11 protein-coding genes and 1 pseudogene are annotated in these 17468 nt (G+C 61.1%); 3 read left to right on the top strand and 9 right to left on the bottom strand.

The features are described from left to right. Nucleotides 1-161: 161 nt before the first annotated feature. The 3 genes from pepN (at nt 162) to C7477_RS07675 (ending at nt 5828) form a co-directional block, all read left to right on the top strand. Complete coding sequence (pepN, locus tag C7477_RS07685; RefSeq protein WP_110750754.1) at nt 162-2807, top strand: aminopeptidase N; 2646 nt, start codon at nt 162-164, stop codon at nt 2805-2807. A 188-nt stretch (nt 2808-2995) separates the two neighbouring features. Further along, the gene (locus C7477_RS07680) at nt 2996-5323 is read left to right on the top strand and encodes a PAS domain-containing sensor histidine kinase (protein ID WP_110750752.1); all 2328 of its coding nucleotides are present in this window, start codon (nt 2996-2998) and stop codon (nt 5321-5323) included. Nucleotides 5324-5477: 154 nt separating this feature from the next. Then, nucleotides 5478-5828, top strand: a complete 351-nt coding sequence (locus tag C7477_RS07675; protein ID WP_110750750.1) for a TM2 domain-containing protein — start codon at nt 5478-5480, stop codon at nt 5826-5828. A 22-nt stretch (nt 5829-5850) separates the two neighbouring features. Here C7477_RS07675 and C7477_RS07670 read toward each other — a convergent pair whose 3' ends face one another. The 9 genes and pseudogenes from C7477_RS07670 to C7477_RS07625 form a co-directional block, all read right to left on the bottom strand. Continuing rightward, the gene (locus C7477_RS07670; protein WP_110750748.1) at nt 5851-8784 is read right to left on the bottom strand and encodes a bifunctional [glutamine synthetase] adenylyltransferase/[glutamine synthetase]-adenylyl-L-tyrosine phosphorylase; all 2934 of its coding nucleotides are present in this window, start codon (nt 8782-8784) and stop codon (nt 5851-5853) included. A gap of 192 nt (nt 8785-8976) precedes the next feature. After that, nucleotides 8977-10383 carry a sensor histidine kinase gene (locus C7477_RS07665; RefSeq protein WP_181418380.1) on the bottom strand — a complete coding sequence of 469 codons (1407 nt, stop codon included), beginning with the start codon at nt 10381-10383 and terminating at the stop codon, nt 8977-8979. Next, nucleotides 10380-11081 (bottom strand): response regulator transcription factor, encoded by a 702-nt coding sequence (locus tag C7477_RS07660; RefSeq protein WP_110750744.1) that lies wholly within the window; start codon nt 11079-11081, stop codon nt 10380-10382. The genes C7477_RS07665 and C7477_RS07660 overlap by 4 nt, the downstream gene beginning before the upstream one ends. A gap of 218 nt (nt 11082-11299) precedes the next feature. Then, nucleotides 11300-12829, bottom strand: a complete 1530-nt coding sequence (locus C7477_RS07655; protein ID WP_110750742.1) for a DegQ family serine endoprotease — start codon at nt 12827-12829, stop codon at nt 11300-11302. A 168-nt stretch (nt 12830-12997) separates the two neighbouring features. Next, nucleotides 12998-13465, bottom strand: a complete 468-nt coding sequence (locus C7477_RS07650) for a cytochrome c-type biogenesis protein (RefSeq protein WP_110750740.1) — start codon at nt 13463-13465, stop codon at nt 12998-13000. A gap of 232 nt (nt 13466-13697) precedes the next feature. Beyond that, a complete protein-coding gene (locus C7477_RS07645) occupies nt 13698-15680 on the bottom strand; it encodes a heme lyase CcmF/NrfE family subunit (protein ID WP_110750737.1) in 1983 nt (660 codons plus the stop codon). A gap of 230 nt (nt 15681-15910) precedes the next feature. Beyond that, complete coding sequence (gene ccmE, locus C7477_RS07635) at nt 15911-16345, bottom strand: cytochrome c maturation protein CcmE (protein WP_110750733.1); 435 nt, start codon at nt 16343-16345, stop codon at nt 15911-15913. A 5-nt stretch (nt 16346-16350) separates the two neighbouring features. After that, nucleotides 16351-16950, bottom strand: a pseudogene (gene ccmI, locus C7477_RS07630) (c-type cytochrome biogenesis protein CcmI); the annotation flags it as partial. An 85-nt stretch (nt 16951-17035) separates the two neighbouring features. After that, nucleotides 17036-17467, bottom strand: a complete 432-nt coding sequence (locus tag C7477_RS07625; RefSeq protein ID WP_181418374.1) for a hypothetical protein — start codon at nt 17465-17467, stop codon at nt 17036-17038. Nucleotide 17468 lies beyond the last annotated feature (1 nt).

Below are 17468 nucleotides of genomic sequence, written 5' to 3'. Positions count from 1 at the left end.
CAATAGTCCTTAAGAAGCGGTATGCGGCGGGTACGGTCCTGCATAGGCCGCATTCATGCAGAATGCCAGCGATAATGAATGCGATTTTTGCCGGCATCGTTGTGCGTTGCGGCGAAGAGGAATAGGAAGGCCGGATGCAAACTACGCAAGGATGATCGATCATGCGCACGGATACCGGCCAGCTCTTCCGCCTGGAGGATTATCGCCCGACGGACTATCTGATTCCGGAAACCGAGCTTGTCTTCGATCTTCACCCCGAGCGCACGATTGTGCGCGCAACGCTTGTCGTCCAGCGCCGCGAGGGGGTGGATATCTCGCAGCCGCTCATTCTCGATGGCGATGAGCTGAAGCTCGTCAGCCTCAGCATCAACGGCGCGCCGCTTGGCGAGAACGGCTATCAGGCGACACCGGACCGGCTGGAAATCACTGATCTGCCGGAAGAAAACCGCTTCACCCTCGAGATCGTCACCGAGATCAATCCGACTGCCAACCGCCAGCTGATGGGCCTCTACCGCTCCAGCGGCGTCTATTGCACGCAGTGCGAGGCGGAAGGGTTCCGCCGGATCACTTACTTCCTCGACCGCCCGGATGTACTCTCGGTCTATACGGTGCGTATCGAAGCATCGAAACAGCAAGCGCCGGTGCTGCTTTCCAATGGCAACCCGGTCGAGACCGGTGATCTTGGGCCGGATAGGCATTTCGCCGTGTGGCACGACCCGCACCCGAAACCCTCCTATCTCTTCGCGCTGGTGGCGGGCTCGCTCGGGTCCATCAGCGATAGCTTCACCACCCGTTCGGGCCGCAAGGTCGATCTCGCGATCTATGTCGAGCACGGCAAGGAAGCGCGGGCGCTCTACGCCATGGATGCGCTCAAGCGCTCGATGAAATGGGATGAGGATGCGTTCGGGCGCGAATATGATCTCGATGTCTTCAACATCGTCGCCGTGTCCGATTTCAACATGGGCGCGATGGAGAACAAGGGGCTCAACGTCTTCAATGACAAATATGTGCTCGCCGACGCCGAAACGGCGACGGATTCTGACTATGCCGGTATCGAGGCGGTGATCGCGCATGAATATTTCCACAACTGGACAGGCAACAGGATCACCTGCCGCGACTGGTTCCAGCTTTGCCTCAAGGAAGGACTGACCGTCTTCCGGGACCATGAGTTTTCCGCCGACCAGCGTTCCCGCGCTGTCAAGCGTATCGCCGAGGTGAAGACGCTGAAGGCGCATCAGTTTCCCGAAGATACCGGCCCCCTCGCCCATCCGGTGCGCCCACGCCAATATCGCGAGATCAACAATTTCTACACGGCGACGGTCTACGAGAAAGGCTCCGAGGTGGTGCGGATGATCCGCACCATTCTCGGACCGGAGCTTTTCCGCAAAGGCATGGACCTCTATTTCGAGCGCCATGACGGAGAAGCGGCCACGATTGAGGATTTCATCAAGGCGTTCGAGGACGCGGCAGGCCTGGAATTGAGCCAGTTCGCCCTCTGGTACGAGCAGGCTGGAACGCCTAACCTCTCCGTCAGCTTCGATTACGATGCCGCGGAAAAGACCTTCGCCATCGAGTTCGAACAATCCTTGAAGGCGACGCCAGGCCAAAACCGCAAGAAGCCGATGCATGTGCCGATCGAATTCGGCCTCATCGGCCCGGATGGCAGGGAAATCGTTCCCGTATCGGCTGATGGCATGGAGGTGACAGGCAATGTCATCCATCTGCGCCAGCGCAACGAGACTGTGCGCTTCACCGGCATTGAGGAACGTCCCGTTCCCTCGCTGCTGCGCGGTTTCTCCGCGCCGGTGACGCTGGCAAGCGAGCTGCCGCGGGAGGACTTGATATTTCTGGCACGGCATGACGGCGACCCGGTCGGGCGCTGGCAGGCGCTGACCAAGCTTCTCACGGGCAAGCTGATCGCAGGCGTCAAGCGCGTGCGTGGCGGCAAGGCACCCCTCATCGGCGTCGATATCGTCGGCCTCGTCGGGGAGATCGTAGCCGACGAAACGCTCGATCCGGCCTTCCGCGCACTCTGCCTGACGCTTCCCGGCGAAAGCGACATTGCCCGCGAGATGGGCAGCAATATCGACCCGGATGCCGTGCTGGCAAGCCGCGACGCGCTGGTCAAGGCGATCGCCGTGGCCCATGCCAAGCCGTTCGCGATGCTTTACGATGCGCTGGTCAATAGGGGCGTCTTCTCGCCCGATGCGGCGAGTGCGGGACGCCGGGCGTTGCGCAACAGTCTTCTCGATTATTTGAGCGTGGCGGAGGGAAATCCGTCACGGGCCGCGGCGCAATATCATGCGAGCGACAACATGACGGATCGGGCGGCTGCGCTGGGCGTGCTCGTCCACCGCTTCGGCGGTAGCGAAAGCGCGGCTGCAGCATTGGCGGCATTCGAGGCGCGGTTCGGCGGCGACCCGCTGGTGATGGACAAATGGTTCAGCGGGCAGGCCACGCGGCCCGGCGCGGCGGCGCTCGACACGGTGAAAGACCTGATGCGCCATAAGCTCTTCTCGCTCGATAATCCCAACCGCGCGCGCGCTCTCATCGGCGCCTTCGCCACCGCCAACCAGACCGGCTTCAACCGCGCGGATGGCGAGGCCTATCGGTTCTTCACCGAGACAATCCTGAAGATCGACAGGGAAAACCCGCAACTGGCGGCGCGGCTTTTGACGGCGCTGCGCTCCTGGCGCTCACTGGAACCCGTGCGGCGGGAACACGCCCGCGCGGCGCTGGCGCTGATTGCAAACGCGGACAAGCTTTCCACTGATGTGAAGGATATTGTGGAGCGGACACTGGGGTGAGTAGCGGCTAACGCCAGTCATAGCATTTGGTGATTCGCCCGAATCACAGACCGTCATACTCGGCAATCCGATTAATTTTTTATTAAAGGCTGGACAGGCCGAATCGGTTTTGATTCATTGGACATGGTTCGGACGTGCGGTATCCCGAATCGCTTTCAATGGAAGTTCAAACTCAGAGGGGCCAGGGGATGGCAAATGCGGACGCGTATGACGCGCCGACGGGGAGGTATTACACCTCCGGGAAGAGACGACGGCGCACCGGGCTTTCCGGTCATGCCGGTCTGCTCGCCGACCCCGCTTATCAAAAGCTCGTATGGCTCGAACCCTGGCTTCGCCGTTCGATCCCGACGCTGATCGTCCTTTTCCTGATCGTTCTCGCCGTAGCGCGCGTACTGTCGCTCATGGCCTGGCGCGACGATATCGAGCGCAATACCCGTTCGGCGCTGGCGCTGGCCACCACGCATGTCTCATCCATGATCGACCGCGTGGCCAATACGAGTGACGATAATGTTTCTACAGCGGAGATACGCGATATTATCGCGGATTTTCGCACGCGCGGGCTCATTCCGCAGGCGGCGAGAATCGCCGTGGCTGACAGAAATTCCGCCATCGTCGTCGCACCGGGCATGGATAATTTGCTGGCCAAGAACATCGAAAGCGTGGTCGCGGATGGACAGCCGCTGTTCCTTTTCGGTGAGCGCGCCGGCGTGATGCAGGTAAAATTTGCCGGCGAGGAGGCGTTTGCCTCGCTGGGCCGCACGGGCAACGGCAACTTCACCGTGCTTGCGAGCGAACCCAACGCCTCGATCTATGCGGAATGGCGACGGATCATGTCGCTCAACATCACGCTTTTTGCCGGGACGGCGGGCGTGATGCTGGCAATCCTTTACGCCTATTTCAGCCAGGCGGCGCGGGCGCGAGACGCGGACAGTCTCTCCGAGCAGATACAATGGCGGATCAATCTGGCACTCGCCAGAGGTCGCTGCGGCTTGTGGGACTGGGACATGGCGCGCGGGCGCATGTACTGGTCGCGCTCCATGTACGAGATGCTGGGCTATGAGGCGCATGACGCCATCCTTTCCTTCGGCGACGTAGCGGCGATCATCAACCCGGAGGACGGCGACCTCTATGCGATCGCCACGCAGGCAGTGGCGGGCGATATCAAGCAGCTCGACAAGGTGCTGCGGATGCGCCACGCCGACGGCTATTGGGTGTGGATGCGGGTGCGCGCCGAAGTCGCCGCCGAGGGCGACATGCATCTCGTGGGCATCGCCTTCGACGTAAGCGAGCAACATCGTTTCGCGCAACAAACGGCGGAAGCAGACATGCGCATCCGCGAGGCGATCGAGAATATCTCGGAAGCCTTCGTGCTGTGGGACGCCAACAACCGCCTGGTGATGTCCAACAGCAAGTTCAACGAATATGCCGGGATGCCCTCCGCCGCCCTCACGCCGGGCGTGACGCGAAACGAGATACAGCCGCTGATCCGGCCTGTTTCGTTCGAGAGGCGAATGGTCAATGAAAACGATCGCAGCGGGGCGCAAACCTTCGAACGCCAGCTTGCCGACGGGCGCTGGCTGCAAGTCAACGAGCGGCGCACGCAGGATGGCGGGCTGGTTTCGGTCGGTACCGACATCACCCAGCTGAAATTGCATCAGGAGCGGCTGGTCGACAGCGAGCGCCGCCTGATGGCGACCATCCACGACCTGAGCCTTGCCCGCAAAGGCGAGAAGGACCGTGTGCGCGAGCTTTCCGAGCTTGCCAGCAAATATGCGGTGGAGAAGGAGCGCGCCGAAAGCGCCAACCGCGCCAAGTCCGAATTCCTCGCCAACATGTCGCATGAGTTGCGCACGCCTCTCAACGCCATCATCGGTTTCTCGGAGATCATGAGCCAGGCGACCTTCGGCCCGCTCGGTTCCGACCGCTACGAGGAATATGTGCGGGATATCCACACCAGCGGCGCTTATCTTCTCAACGTCATCAACGACATTCTCGACATGTCGAAGATCGAAGCCGGGCATTTCTCGCTCGACCGGGCAGAAATCGATCTCTGCCCGCTCATTCACGAAGCCGTCCGGGTAATCTCGCTGCAGGCGCAGGAGAAGAAGATCGCGGTGCAGACCAATATCGCCGAGACGATGACACTCAATGCCGACCGCCGGGCGATCAAGCAGGTGCTGATCAATCTGCTCTCCAACGCGGTAAAGTTCAGCACCGAAGGCGGACGCATCTCGGTTCGCGCGCGCAAGACCGCCAGCGCGCTTGTGCTTGCCATAGAAGACACGGGGTGCGGCATTCCAAAAGTAGCGTTGAAAAAGCTGGGTCAGCCCTTCGAGCAGGTGGAGAACCAGTTCACCAAATCCCATGCCGGCTCAGGGCTGGGTCTGGCGATCTCGCGTTCGCTGGTCAGGATGCATGGCGGAACATTGAAGATCCGTTCGACCCAAGGAGTCGGTACGATCGTGTCGATCCGCATTCCTGTGGATGCGGTCGAGAGCGAGAGCGCGGCGGCGTGATTGGAGCGTGCCGGTTGCCCCTCGGAGACTGCATTATTCCCCTTGATTATCATGAGATAGTACGTCAACTACCAATCGTTTTTAAGGCGCACCCCGTTACAGGACGGGCTGCGCTTCTTGTATTATTGGCCAAAGTAAGAAGGGGCTTGCGGGAATGACATTATCAGTACAACAACAAATGCTTATTGAGCAACGTATTACGAATGAAGCGAAATCGACCGGTGCAGCCTATCTGCTTTGGGTCTTTCTGGGCGGTCTTGGCGGACATCGCTTCTATCTTGGACGGACAGGGACCGCTTTTGTTCAGCTTCTGCTGTGCATCTTGGGGTGGGCGACAGTGGCAATTGGCATCGGTATTGTTCTTCTGATCGTATTAGCTATGTGGGTGCTGGTCGATGCCTTCCTTATTCCCGGAATGGTTCAGGAACAGAAGGATAACCTTCGAAGCAGCCTATCCATGACCGCAATGCTGGCGAACGGAGCCGCGCAGCCGCCGCAGGCGTAACGGCCAAGCTCCTTCTATCCTGTCATGCCGCTGCAATCCTCATCACCCCCTCAAAATGCGCCCGCACTGTCCGGGCGACCTCATCCAGATGAGCCTCGACTTGCCTGATATCCGGCAGCGCGGCGGTGCGGCATAGGAGATCGACCAATCCGGGAGGGAGATCGTCCCGGTCCACCCCGCCTGCGAGGCAAAGCCGGATTGTCTGGCTCAGCCAAGCGTAGAGACGCTGGGCATCGACCAGATCGTCGATGACCTGCGGCGCAGCGATGGAGGGTGAGAGGTGGCGCAGGACGTCTTCAGTCGCTGTCGAACGGTGTTTGGTCGATACATTGCCGGTCAGCACGGCAAATTGCGCGATGAACTCCAGATCGATGATGCCGCCCGGTTTCAGCTTCAAGTCCCAGAGATCGCGCGGTGGCTTTTCCTCTTCGATGAGTGCGCGCATTTGCGCTACATCCTTCGCCGTCTTACCTTTATCGCGCGGCAGCGCGAGGATGGACGCGATTTCCTGTTCGATGTGTTTGACAAGTGTCTCGTCGCCCGCGATTGCGCGGGCGCGCGTCAGCGCCATGTGCTCCCAAGTCCACGCCTCTGTACGCTGATATTTGCCGAAGGCGGCAATGTGCGTGGCGACCGGGCCTTTGTTGCCCGATGGGCGCAGACGCAGATCGACCTCATAGAGAACACCTTCGGCGGTGGGCGCGGAAAGGGCAGCGATCAGACGCTGCGTCATGCGGATATAATATTGCGACGGGGCAAGCGGCTTTTCGCCGCCCGATTCCTCTGCGTCCTCGTCATGATCGTAGAGGAGGATCAGGTCGATATCCGACCCCGCCGTCAGTTCCCGGCTGCCCAGCTTGCCCATGCCCAGGATTGCCACCCTTCCGCCAGCGACCGTGCCGTGACGCCGGCTGAACTCCGCCAGAACGGCGGTGAGCGTCTTGCTGATCATCAGGTCAGCGAGGTCTGAAAAGGCCCTGCCCGCGCGGGGGCCGTCTATGGCGCCCGTCAGCAGGCGGATGCCAATGAGAAAACGGTGCTCGGCTGCGAAGATGCGCAGGCGGTCAAGCGTTTCCTCATAGGAAGCCCCTTGATTCAGAAAGCTTTCCAACCGTTCTTCGAGATAGACGCGCGTCGGCATTTCGGCAAAGATCGCCGGATCGAGGAGACCGTCGAAGACATGCGGCTTGGCCGTAATAATATCGGCCAGGCGCGGCGCGGCGCTCAGAATAAGCACCAGCAGCCCGAGCAATGACGGGTTGGATTGCAGCAGGCTGAAAAGTTGGATGCCGGCGGGTAGTCCTTTCAACAATTCGTCAAAGCGCAGGAGCGCCTCATCCGCCCGCCCGGTCTCGCCGAATGCCTTCAGCAGCGCCGGGGTCAATTCGGTCAGGCGCTCCCTTGCCTCAGCCGAACGCGTCGCCCGGTAGCGGCCGAAATGCCAGGTGCGGATGACGCGGCAGATATCGCTCGGACGCTCGAACCCCATCTTCGACAGGGTTTCCAGCGTTCCGGGATCATCGGTGTCGCCGGTGAAGACCAGGTTGCCCGCATCGCCGCCCAACTCCGGCGCCTGTTCAAAAAGACCGGCGTAGTGGTCTTCAACTGTGGCAAGCGCGGCGAGGAAATCCTTTGAAAATTCACTCGCCTTCGCATAGCCCATCATGCGGGCAACGCGCAGGAAGCCTTCGTCATCCTCGGGCAGGACATGGGTCTGCTCGTCGGCGATCATCTGGATACGATGCTCGACATCGCGCAGGAAGGCATATTTAACGGCCAGCGCATCGCGGGCGTCAGGTGTTATCCAGCCCCGCTCCGCCAGCCTGCCCAGCATCGCGATCGTCTGCGAACCGCGCAACTCGGGAAAGCGTCCGCCCGCGATCAGTTGCTGGGTCTGGACGAAGAACTCGATTTCGCGGATGCCGCCGCGACCGAGCTTGACGTTATGGCCACGCACGGCGATGTCGCCAAATCCCTTGTGCGCATGGATCTGTCGCTTGATCGAGTGAATGTCGGCAATCGCCGCGTAATCGAGATATTTGCGCCATACATAGGGAGCCAGTTCCGCCAACACCTTGCAGCCAGCCTCGATATCGCCCGCCACAGGACGGGCCTTGATCATTGCGGCGCGCTCCCAGTTCTGTCCGCGGCCTTCGTAATAGTGCAGCGCCGACTCGACGGGAATGGCGAGTGGAGTGGATCCTGGATCCGGCCGCAGCCGCAGATCGACACGGAAGACATAACCATCAGCGGTGCGGTCTTGCAGGATGCGGACCAGACGCCGGGTCAGCCGCGAATAGACATCGACGCAATCGAGCGGATCGCCGATGGCGTTCGAGGTCTCGTCAATGAAGACGATCAAGTCAATATCGGAGGAATAGTTGAGCTCATGGCTGCCTAGCTTGCCCATGCCGAGCACAATCCAGCCGCAGCCGGTTTCAGGGCTTTCGCGGTCGGGAAGCTTGATCTTGCCGGTGCTGTCAGCATCACGCAGCAGGAAGCACACCGCCGCACGGATGCACGCTTCGGCAAGCCGTGTCAGCCAGTTGGTCGTTTGCGCGGTTTCGAAGAGGCCCGCAAGATCGGCGAGCGCGATCAGCACATGGGCTTCCTGTTTCAACTTGCGCAAGCCAGCCATGAGGGTGGTTTCGGTGACATCTTCGCCTTGCCAGGAGATAGAGATATCAGCGAGTATCTGTTCGAGCCGCACTTCAACAGGCGTTTCGCACAGAGCCTCCAGAATAGCCGGACGGCGCAGAAGGACTTCACGAATGAAGGGGGAAAGATCGAGAATGGCGGAGAGGAATGCAGTTGATGACTGGTTGTTGAGTTGCTTCGTGAGCTTTGGACACTCGTTGAGGACCGCGCTTTCGCGCAAATCCGCGAGAAACCCGGCGGCTTTTTCGGCATCGATGGGAATGAGCAGTTTTAGTTTATGTTTGAAAAACAATCCCATATGATCCCACCCCCCTCTGCCCTGCCGGGCATCTCCCCCTCGCGGGGGGAGATTGGCTGATACTACTCTCCGGGCCTATTCTGCAACATCTGCAATTGATGCAGAACCTCAATGAAGGCTTAATCTCCCCCCGCGAGGGGGAGATGCCCGGCAGGGCAGAGGGGGGTGGGATCACAGGGCACTGCTTCCCATCTACCCCCCATTCTCCGGCACCGGAAATACCAGCACCGCGCGCAATCCCGGCTTGTTGTCCTCAAGCCTCAAGCTGCCACCGTGCAGTTTCATCACCGCCTTGGCAAGGCTCAAGCCCAGGCCAAGGCCGGGCTGCGTGCGGCTTTCCTCAAGACGAACGAAGCGTTCAGTCACCCGGTCGTGCTGGTCTTCCGGAATGCCGGGGCCATTATCTGCAATGACGATCAGCAGGGTCTTGTCGTGCCGTTCCATGGAGAGCATCACCGTCGCATCCGGATTTTCTCCACCGGCATATTTGATGGCGTTGTCCACCAGGTTCGAAACCGTCTGGCCGGCCAGTTCGCGATTGATGCGAAGCGGCGTCTCGTCAAGCTCGCCCAAACTCAGCGAAACGCCGGCATCCTCGGCGACCGGTTCGTAAAGATCGGCGACATCGCGTAAAATAGGCGCGGCGGGCATGATCTGCATGCTCTCACTCGAATAGCCCGCCTCAAGCCGGGAGATCATCAATATCGCGTTGAACGTGCGGATGAGCTGGTCCGACTCGGCGATGATGTCTTCCAGCGCGTTGCGATAGTCCTTTGTCAGCTTGTCGCCACTGTTCAGCGTCGCTTCGGCCCGGTTGCGCAGGCGCGTCAGCGGAGTTTTCAAATCGTGAGCGATGTTATCGGAAACTTGCCTCAGCCCGTCGTTCAATTCCTGTATGCGGCCCAGCATGGCGTTGAGGCTACCGGAAAGGCGGTCGAATTCATCGCCCGATCCGCTGACCGGCAGGCGCCCCGTCAGATCGCCATCCATGATACGCTGGGAGGCGGAGGAAAGCTGGTCAATGCGAATGAGCGCGCGGCGGCCGACGAAATACCAGATCAGAAACGCGCCGACGACCATAAGTCCGAGCGCCAGCATAAGCGCGCGGCGCACGATATCGACAAAGCGTTCCGGCTCGCTCAAGTCCCGGCCGACGAGGACGCGCATGCCATTGGGAAGCGCGATGACGACCGCGAGCGCCTTGTGCACCTCGGTCGTACCCTGCTCGCCGTAGCGCTGATAGGTGAAAGCGCGTTCGATCATGCCGTTCGTTTCGAGGACGCCCGGCTGCAGGCTTTCAACATTGCCGGCAAGGATGCGGCCCGTGGAATCGGCGACGAGGTAGAGATAGGCGCCGGGCTGGCGAGAGCGCTTGTCGATGACGCGGACCAGCAATGAAATTCCGCCACGGCTATAAGCCGTGCCAACGCTTGCAACTTCCTCGCTCAGAGCTTGTTCGGTCTGGCTGGTCAGGAGCGAAACCGAGAGGTTGGTCATGTAGATGACGAGGGCGACAGCGCCCAGCATGAACAGAACAAGATAGAGCGCCGACAAACGCGCCGCCGTCGTGCGCATCAGGGCGGCGAAGCGGTTCATCAGGCCTCCGCGGCAGGCGAGCCGTCGGCGGTCGCCTTCAACACATAGCCCGCGCCGCGCACGGTATGCAGCAGCGGCGTCTTGAAGCCCTTTTCGATCTTGCCGCGCAGGCGCGAGATATGGACATCGATGACATTGGTCTGGGGATCGAAATGATAATCCCAGACATTTTCGAGCAGCATGGTGCGGGTCACCACCTGACCCGCATGGCGCATCAAATATTCGAGCAAGCGAAACTCACGCGGCTGGAGAACGATATCCGCGCCGCCGCGCCGCGCCGTATGCGCAAGACGGTCAAGCTCCAGATCGCCGACGCGGTAGATCGTGTCCGCCTCGCGGGGGCTGGAGCGACGCCGCAAGACCTCGACGCGGGCCAGAAGCTCTGAAAAGGCATAGGGCTTCGTCAGATAATCATCGCCGCCGGCACGAAGGCCCGTCACGCGATCATCGACCTGTCCGAGCGCTGATAGGATCAACGCCGGCGTGTCCATGCCCTTGGCGCGCAAGCCTGCGATCACCGCAAGCCCATCGCGGCGCGGCAGCATCCGGTCGATGATGAGGACATCATATTTACCGCTTTCCGCCAGCGCATAACCCGTCTCACCATCGCCGGCGATATCGGCGGCATGACCGGCTTCGGCGAAAGCCTTCTCCAGATACCGGGCGGCCTCGCGATCATCTTCTATGATGAGAATTTTCATGGGCCTCAACAGTGAGATAGTGAGCGGTGAGCAGTGAGCGGTGAGCAGTGAGCGGTGAGCGGTGAATCTGCTCACTGCTCACCGTCTCACTGCTCACCCATTCTAGACGGGCAGCGAGCCGTTTGGCCCGCTGCCCAGCGCTTTTCCATTCGCCACCCAAACCCGCACTGGATTGCCGGGGACGGAAGACTGGAAACAAGTCCCAGGCATCCTCGTGCCTAGCCCTTGGCGATTGGAAGCGCTACGAAGCGGCTCTGGTCGTTGGTCTGGATTTGCAGAAGCACAGCCTTGCGGCCTTCCTTCTCCGCATCCTTGATCGCGGCGTTGATATCGCCTACGTCCTTCACCGGTTTGTTGTTTGCGGTGACAATGACATCGCCTGAGCGGATGCCCTTGTCGGCCGCGTCGCTGTCGGGGTCCACATCGGTCACCACGACACCGTCGCCATCATCCGAGGGAACAACGGTCAAGCCATAAGAATCCAGCGTCTGCGATTCCTGAGGCTGGATCGGTCGTCCCGTGGTCGATTGCTGCTGGTCTTTCGGCATGGAAGCAATGGTGACACTAACGGTCTTGGCCGCGTTCTGACGCCAAACGGTCAGTTCCGCCTTGCTCCCCGGGGCGATTGCCGCGATCTTGCGGGCGAGCTCGCGGGAATCCCCGACCGGCTCACCATTGATGGCGGTGACGACATCGCCCGCCACAATGCCCGCCTTGGCCGCTGGTCCGCCATCCTGCGGCGCGGCAACGAGGGCGCCCTTCGGCTCGGCGAGACCGATCGAATCGGCGATATCCTTGGTCACGGGCTGGATCGATACGCCAATCCAGCCGCGCTGGACATGGCCCGTCTTGATGATCTGGTCGACCACCGTCTTCGCCGTGGAGGCGGGAATGGCGAAGGCGATGCCGACGCTGCCGCCCGACGGCGAGAAGATGGCGGTGTTGATGCCGATCACCTGGCCGTTGAGATTGAAGGTCGGGCCGCCGGAATTTCCGCGGTTCACCGACGCATCGATCTGGATGAAATCGTCATAGGGGCCCGCATCGATATCGCGGCCAAGGGCCGAGACGATGCCCGCCGTCACCGTGCCGCCAAGGCCGAAGGGATTTCCCACCGCGACCACCCAATCGCCGACGCGCACGCTCTTGTCATCGCCCAAGGCGACATAGGTGAATTTGCGTTTCGGGTCATTGACCTTCAGGACCGCAAGATCGGTGCGCGGATCGGTGCCCACGAGTTTCGCGTCAAGTTCGGTTCCATCCTGAAGAACGACGGAATAGGCGTTGCCGTCAGCCACGACGTGATTATTCGTGATGATATAGCCGTCATCGGAGATGAAGAAGCCGGAGCCCTGCGCCACCGGGCGCTCGCGCGGCGGACGGCCCTGGCGCTTGCCGGGACGGTTCGCCTGGCCATCCTGGCCGAACTCCTTGAAAAAGCGCTTCAGCGGATGATTGTCCGGAAGCTGGTCGAAGCCCGGCCCCGAAAAGAAGCCGGGAATGTCGTCGCCAGATGATGTCATCTGCTTGTTGCTGTCCACGCGAACGCTGACCACGGCCGGGCGGACCTTCGCCACCAGATCGGCAAAGCCAGGCTGGGCGGGCGTATCGACGGTGACGGGTTCGGCATAGGCGCGCATCACGGCGCTGAGCGGCCCATTCGCCAGGACGGCACCGGCGAGAGCCGAGGTCAGCGCCACCGCGTACAGGCTTTTGCGATAGAGCGACGGAGACTTTTCTTTCGGCATTCGAAACTCCTTGGGCATAGGGTAAGGGCGGCACGAACAGGGATCATGGCCCATAGTTAGACTCCCCACATATGGGCATTGTGCGCCAGAGATACTAACCGCAACCTTACCGGCAAATTTCCGCAAGATGAAAGTTTCGTAAGGTTCGCAATAAAAGGTTGGCGCGGTTCATATGTTTCGCTGATCTTCGTCCGCCATCAGCGCGGTCAGTTTCCGGCGCTCCTCGTCGGATAGCGGGAGGGCTTGGGCAGTCGATTTGCGGCGCATCGACAGAAAGAGATACCCTCCGCCGAGCAACAGAGCCATCAACGGAAACCCCCACAGAAGAATGGTCTTCGCTTCCAGCCGAGGTTTCAGGAGCACAAACTCGCCATAGCGCGCCACAACAAAGTCGAGCACCTGAGCGTCCGTGTCGCCGGCTTTCAGCCGCTCGCGGACGATAATCCGCAGATCCTTGGCGAGTTCCGCATTGGAATCGTCGATAGACTGGTTCTGGCAGACCATGCAGCGCAGCTCCGCCGAAATGGCGCGGGCGCGTTGCTCTAATGCGGGGTCGGGGAGGATTTCGTCGGGGGTGACGGCGTGGGCGGCGGGTGTGGCCATTATGAGCGCGAGGGAGAGGAATAGCGCTTTCATTGGGCGATTCCTGGTTCAATGGATTCGCCTGTCGCCTCACCCCCCTCTGTCCTGCCGGACATCTCCCCCTCAAGGGGGGAGATTGGCTGAGTGTTCCGCTTTCGCCAATCGGCAACGTTGCAGGATGACGCGCCGTCATCAATGAAGGCCAATCTCCCCCCTTGAGGGGGAGATGTCCGGCAGGACAGAGGGGGGTATTGCCCCGCCAACATTTCCATTCCAGCTTTCGCCATCACGCTGCAGCCTCCGTCCGCGCTATCTTGCGCTTCGCCGGCGCCCCCACCCGCAAGCGCCTATCCAGCAGCGAAACAAACCCGCCCGCCATCATCGCCAGCGCGCCCAGCCAGATCAGCGTGACGAAGGGCTTCCACCAGACGCGCACGACGATGCCGTCATGGTCGAGGCCATCGCCCAGCGAGATGTAGAACTGATCTACGCCATGGGTGACGATCCCGGCCTCGGTGGTGGGCATCCGCCGCGCCGGGTAGAAGCGCCGGGCGGCGATGATGCTATCGACCGGCTTCGCGGCGCTGTCCAGAAGTGTGAACCGCCCCTGCTCTTCCGTATAGTTCGGGCCGGTCGCGGGCGTGATCCCATCATAGCGCAGGCGGTAGCTGGCGACGGGCAGCGTATCGCCCGGCTTCATCGCCACCACCTGCTCCGTGCCGAAAGTGGTAACGCCGACAATGCCGAGCAAGGTAACGCCGAGGCCGAAATGGGCGAGCGCGGTGCCGAATACCGAGCGCGGCAGACCGATGAGGCGGCCAAACGCGGTTCCGGCAGGAACCTTGCCGATACCGGATTTAAGCGCCAGATCGGTCAGGCTTCCCAGCATCACCCAAACCGCAAGGCCGATGCCGAAGGCGGCGAGCACCTCCCGGCCGGACGTGCGGTAGAGAACGAAACCGGTGGCAAGCAGCGCCAGCGCAAAGGCAGTCATCAGCCTTTGCGCCACGCCCAGGAGATCGCCGCGCTTCCATGCCAGAAGCGGGCCGAACGGCACAGCGGCGAGCAGCGGGATCATCAGCGGGCCGAATGTCATGTTAAAGAAAGGCGCGCCGACGGAAATCTTGTCGCCAGTCAGGGCTTCCAAAAGCAGCGGATAGAGCGTGCCGATAAGCACGGTCGCCGTCGCGGTGGTGAGGAACAGATTGTTGAAAACCAGCGCCCCTTCGCGCGAGATCGGCTGGAACAGGCCGCCGCTCGCAAGGCTTTGCGCACGGAAGGCGAAGAGCGCAAGGGAGCCGCCGATGAACAGCGTGAGGATCGCCAAAATGAACAGGCCGCGTCCGGGATCGGTTGCGAAGGTGTGGACGGATGTCAGCACGCCGGAACGCACGAGGAAGGTTCCGAGCAGTGAAAGCGAAAAGGTGATGAGCGCCAGCAGCACCGTCCATATCTTCAGCGCCGAGCGCTTTTCCATGACGAGCGCCGAATGTAAGAGTGCGGTTCCGGCGAGCCATGGCATGAAAGAAGCGTTTTCCACCGGGTCCCAGAACCACCAGCCGCCCCAGCCCAGCTCATAATAGGCCCAGTAGGAACCCATCGCGATGCCGCCGGTCAGGAACATCCACGCAACAAGCGTCCAAGGCCGCACCCAGCGCGCCCACGCCGCGTCGATCCTGCCTTCGATGAGAGCCGCGACGGCGAAGGAGAAGCAGACGGAAAAGCCGACATAGCCCAGATAAAGCAGCGGCGGATGCACGGCGAGGCCGATATCCTGCAGGATCGGATTGAGATCCCTCCCCTCCATCGGCGCAGGCGCGATGCGCGTGAATGGATTGGAGGTGGCAGTGATAAAAAGAAGAAAGGCCGTGGCGATCCAGCCCTGCACGCTGAGCACATTGGCTTTGAGCGCGGGAGGAAGATTATTGCCGAAAAGGGCGACGAGCGCACTGAAGAAGGTGAGGATCAGCACCCACAGGAGCATCGAGCCTTCATGATTGCCCCAGACGCCTGTGATCTTATAGAGGAGCGGCTTTTGCGAATGGGAATTCTCGATCACGTTCAACACCGAGAAATCCGAAACGACATAGGCGTGGACCAGCATCGCGAACGCCAGCGCAATCAGCGCGAAGACGGCCAAGGCCGCCGGCGCCGCGACGGCCATCATGCGCGGATCGTGACGCCAGGCGCCGATGATGGGCAGGACCGACTGCACCAGGACCAGCGCCAGCGCCAGGGCAAGCGCGAATTGTCCGATTTCGGGGGTCATTTGTTCGCGCCCTCGAAAATGAGAGGGAATCGCTTGATGTTCTCACCCCCCTCTGCCCTGCCGGGCATCTCCCCCTCAAGGGGGGAGATTAGCTGACACATCTCTCTCCCTTTATCTTGCAATGTTTGTGATTGGTGCCGAACGTCAATGAAGGCGTAATCTCCCCCCTTGAGGGGGAGATGTCCGGCAGGACAGAGGGGGGTACCTAGAGCCAGCATCTCCATAGATTTCTAATTCCCCTGCCAAACGCCCTTTGCCTTCAGACTATCCGCAACATCCTTCGGCATATACCGCTCGTCATGCTTGGCGAGCACACTATCGGCGACAAAGGTTCCGTCCGGATTGAACTTCCCTTCCGTGACCACGCCCTGCTCCTCACGAAACAGATCGGGCAAAATGCCATCATAGATGACTTTCACGCTTTTGATCGTGTCGGTGACCGCGAACTCTATCCGCGTGCCAGCGCCACGAACCACCGTCCCCTTTTCCACCAGACCGCCCAGACGGAACCGCGCACCGGATGCCATATCTTCGGCGGTCAGATCGGCAGGTGTGCGAAAATAGCGGATGTCCTGGCTGAAAGCGATGAGCATCAGCGCCACCGCAAGCCCCAGAACCCCCAGCGCACCGCCGATCACGGCAAGGCGTTTCTGTTTGCGGCTCATGGCTTCGCCTCCAATGCCTTCTTCAAGCCTAGCGCCCGCTCCGGCGTTTCGCCTTGCAGGCGGATGGCGTTTCTGTAGGCATTGACCGCGTGCTCGAACCGGCCGAGGCGGAAATAGACCGGCGCGAGAATATCCCATCCCCGGCCGTCATTTGGATTTTGCGCAAGATGCGCTTCCGCCCGCGCGATCAGGTCGCCGACCGAATCCCCGGCTGGCTTTTCCGCCACGCGGCCCGCCAACGGCGCGGAGGGAAGGTCGGGTGAACCCGTCAAGCCATAAACGCCCCATGAAATCAGCGGAACGAAGAGAACTGCCAAGAGGGTGACCCAGCGCGCGCCTCGCCCATGGGACGCGCTTTGGCCAGACTGCTCCGTCGTTCCTACGCGCAATATGCGGCGGCCTATCTCGGCGCGCGCCTCACCCGCGCTTTGCGGATCGATCAGGCCGCGAGCGGAGTCCGCGTCCACCTCGCGCATCTGGTCGCGATAGACTTCAAGATCGTATCGCGCTTCTGCAACACCTCCCGCCCTCACCCGCGTCAGCGGCAGGAGGACGGCAAGCGTTGCGGCAAGCGTCAGAAATGCAGCGATCAGCCAAAATCCCATGGCGGCAGACATAGCCGCCCGATGCGGCGAATCCAACTGGAACGTTCATTCATGCGGTGGATAGGGCAATTCGCCGCAAATTCGCTCAGGTCAGCGGCGTCCAGCTGCCGTCCGGATTGCGACACGCAGTTCCGCGCACCGTTTGCGGTGCGCCGTCGATGGTGAAGCTGTGCGTATATTGCCGGCAGTTCTGCGAGCCTACCTGATAGGGCTGCGCCGCCACCACCTCACCCGATGCCCCATCTCCCTTCCAGCTGCTGGCATCACCGGCGCGCGCGTATTCGAGCGCCTTATATTCCGCCTCCAGCGCCTTTTTGCGGTCGGCCTTGTCGAGACGGCTCACGGATGTGCCGATGAGCCCATTGCCCAGCGCACCCAAGACGTCCGAACTGCTCGACGCGGTAGCGGAAGGTGACGAGATGCCCGGAATGAGAGACGGACGCGGGCCGGACGCCGTGCCGCAGGCGGACAGGCCGATCAGGGAGAGGGAGAGAGCGGAGGCGACAGCGAGCTTCATG

The sequence above is a fragment of the Paramesorhizobium leguminum genome (assembly GCF_003217235.1).
Lineage (GTDB): Bacteria > Pseudomonadota > Alphaproteobacteria > Rhizobiales > Rhizobiaceae > Paramesorhizobium > Paramesorhizobium leguminum.
Note: the sequence above shows the minus strand (reverse complement) of the source record. Positions and strands in the feature narration are given on the sequence as shown.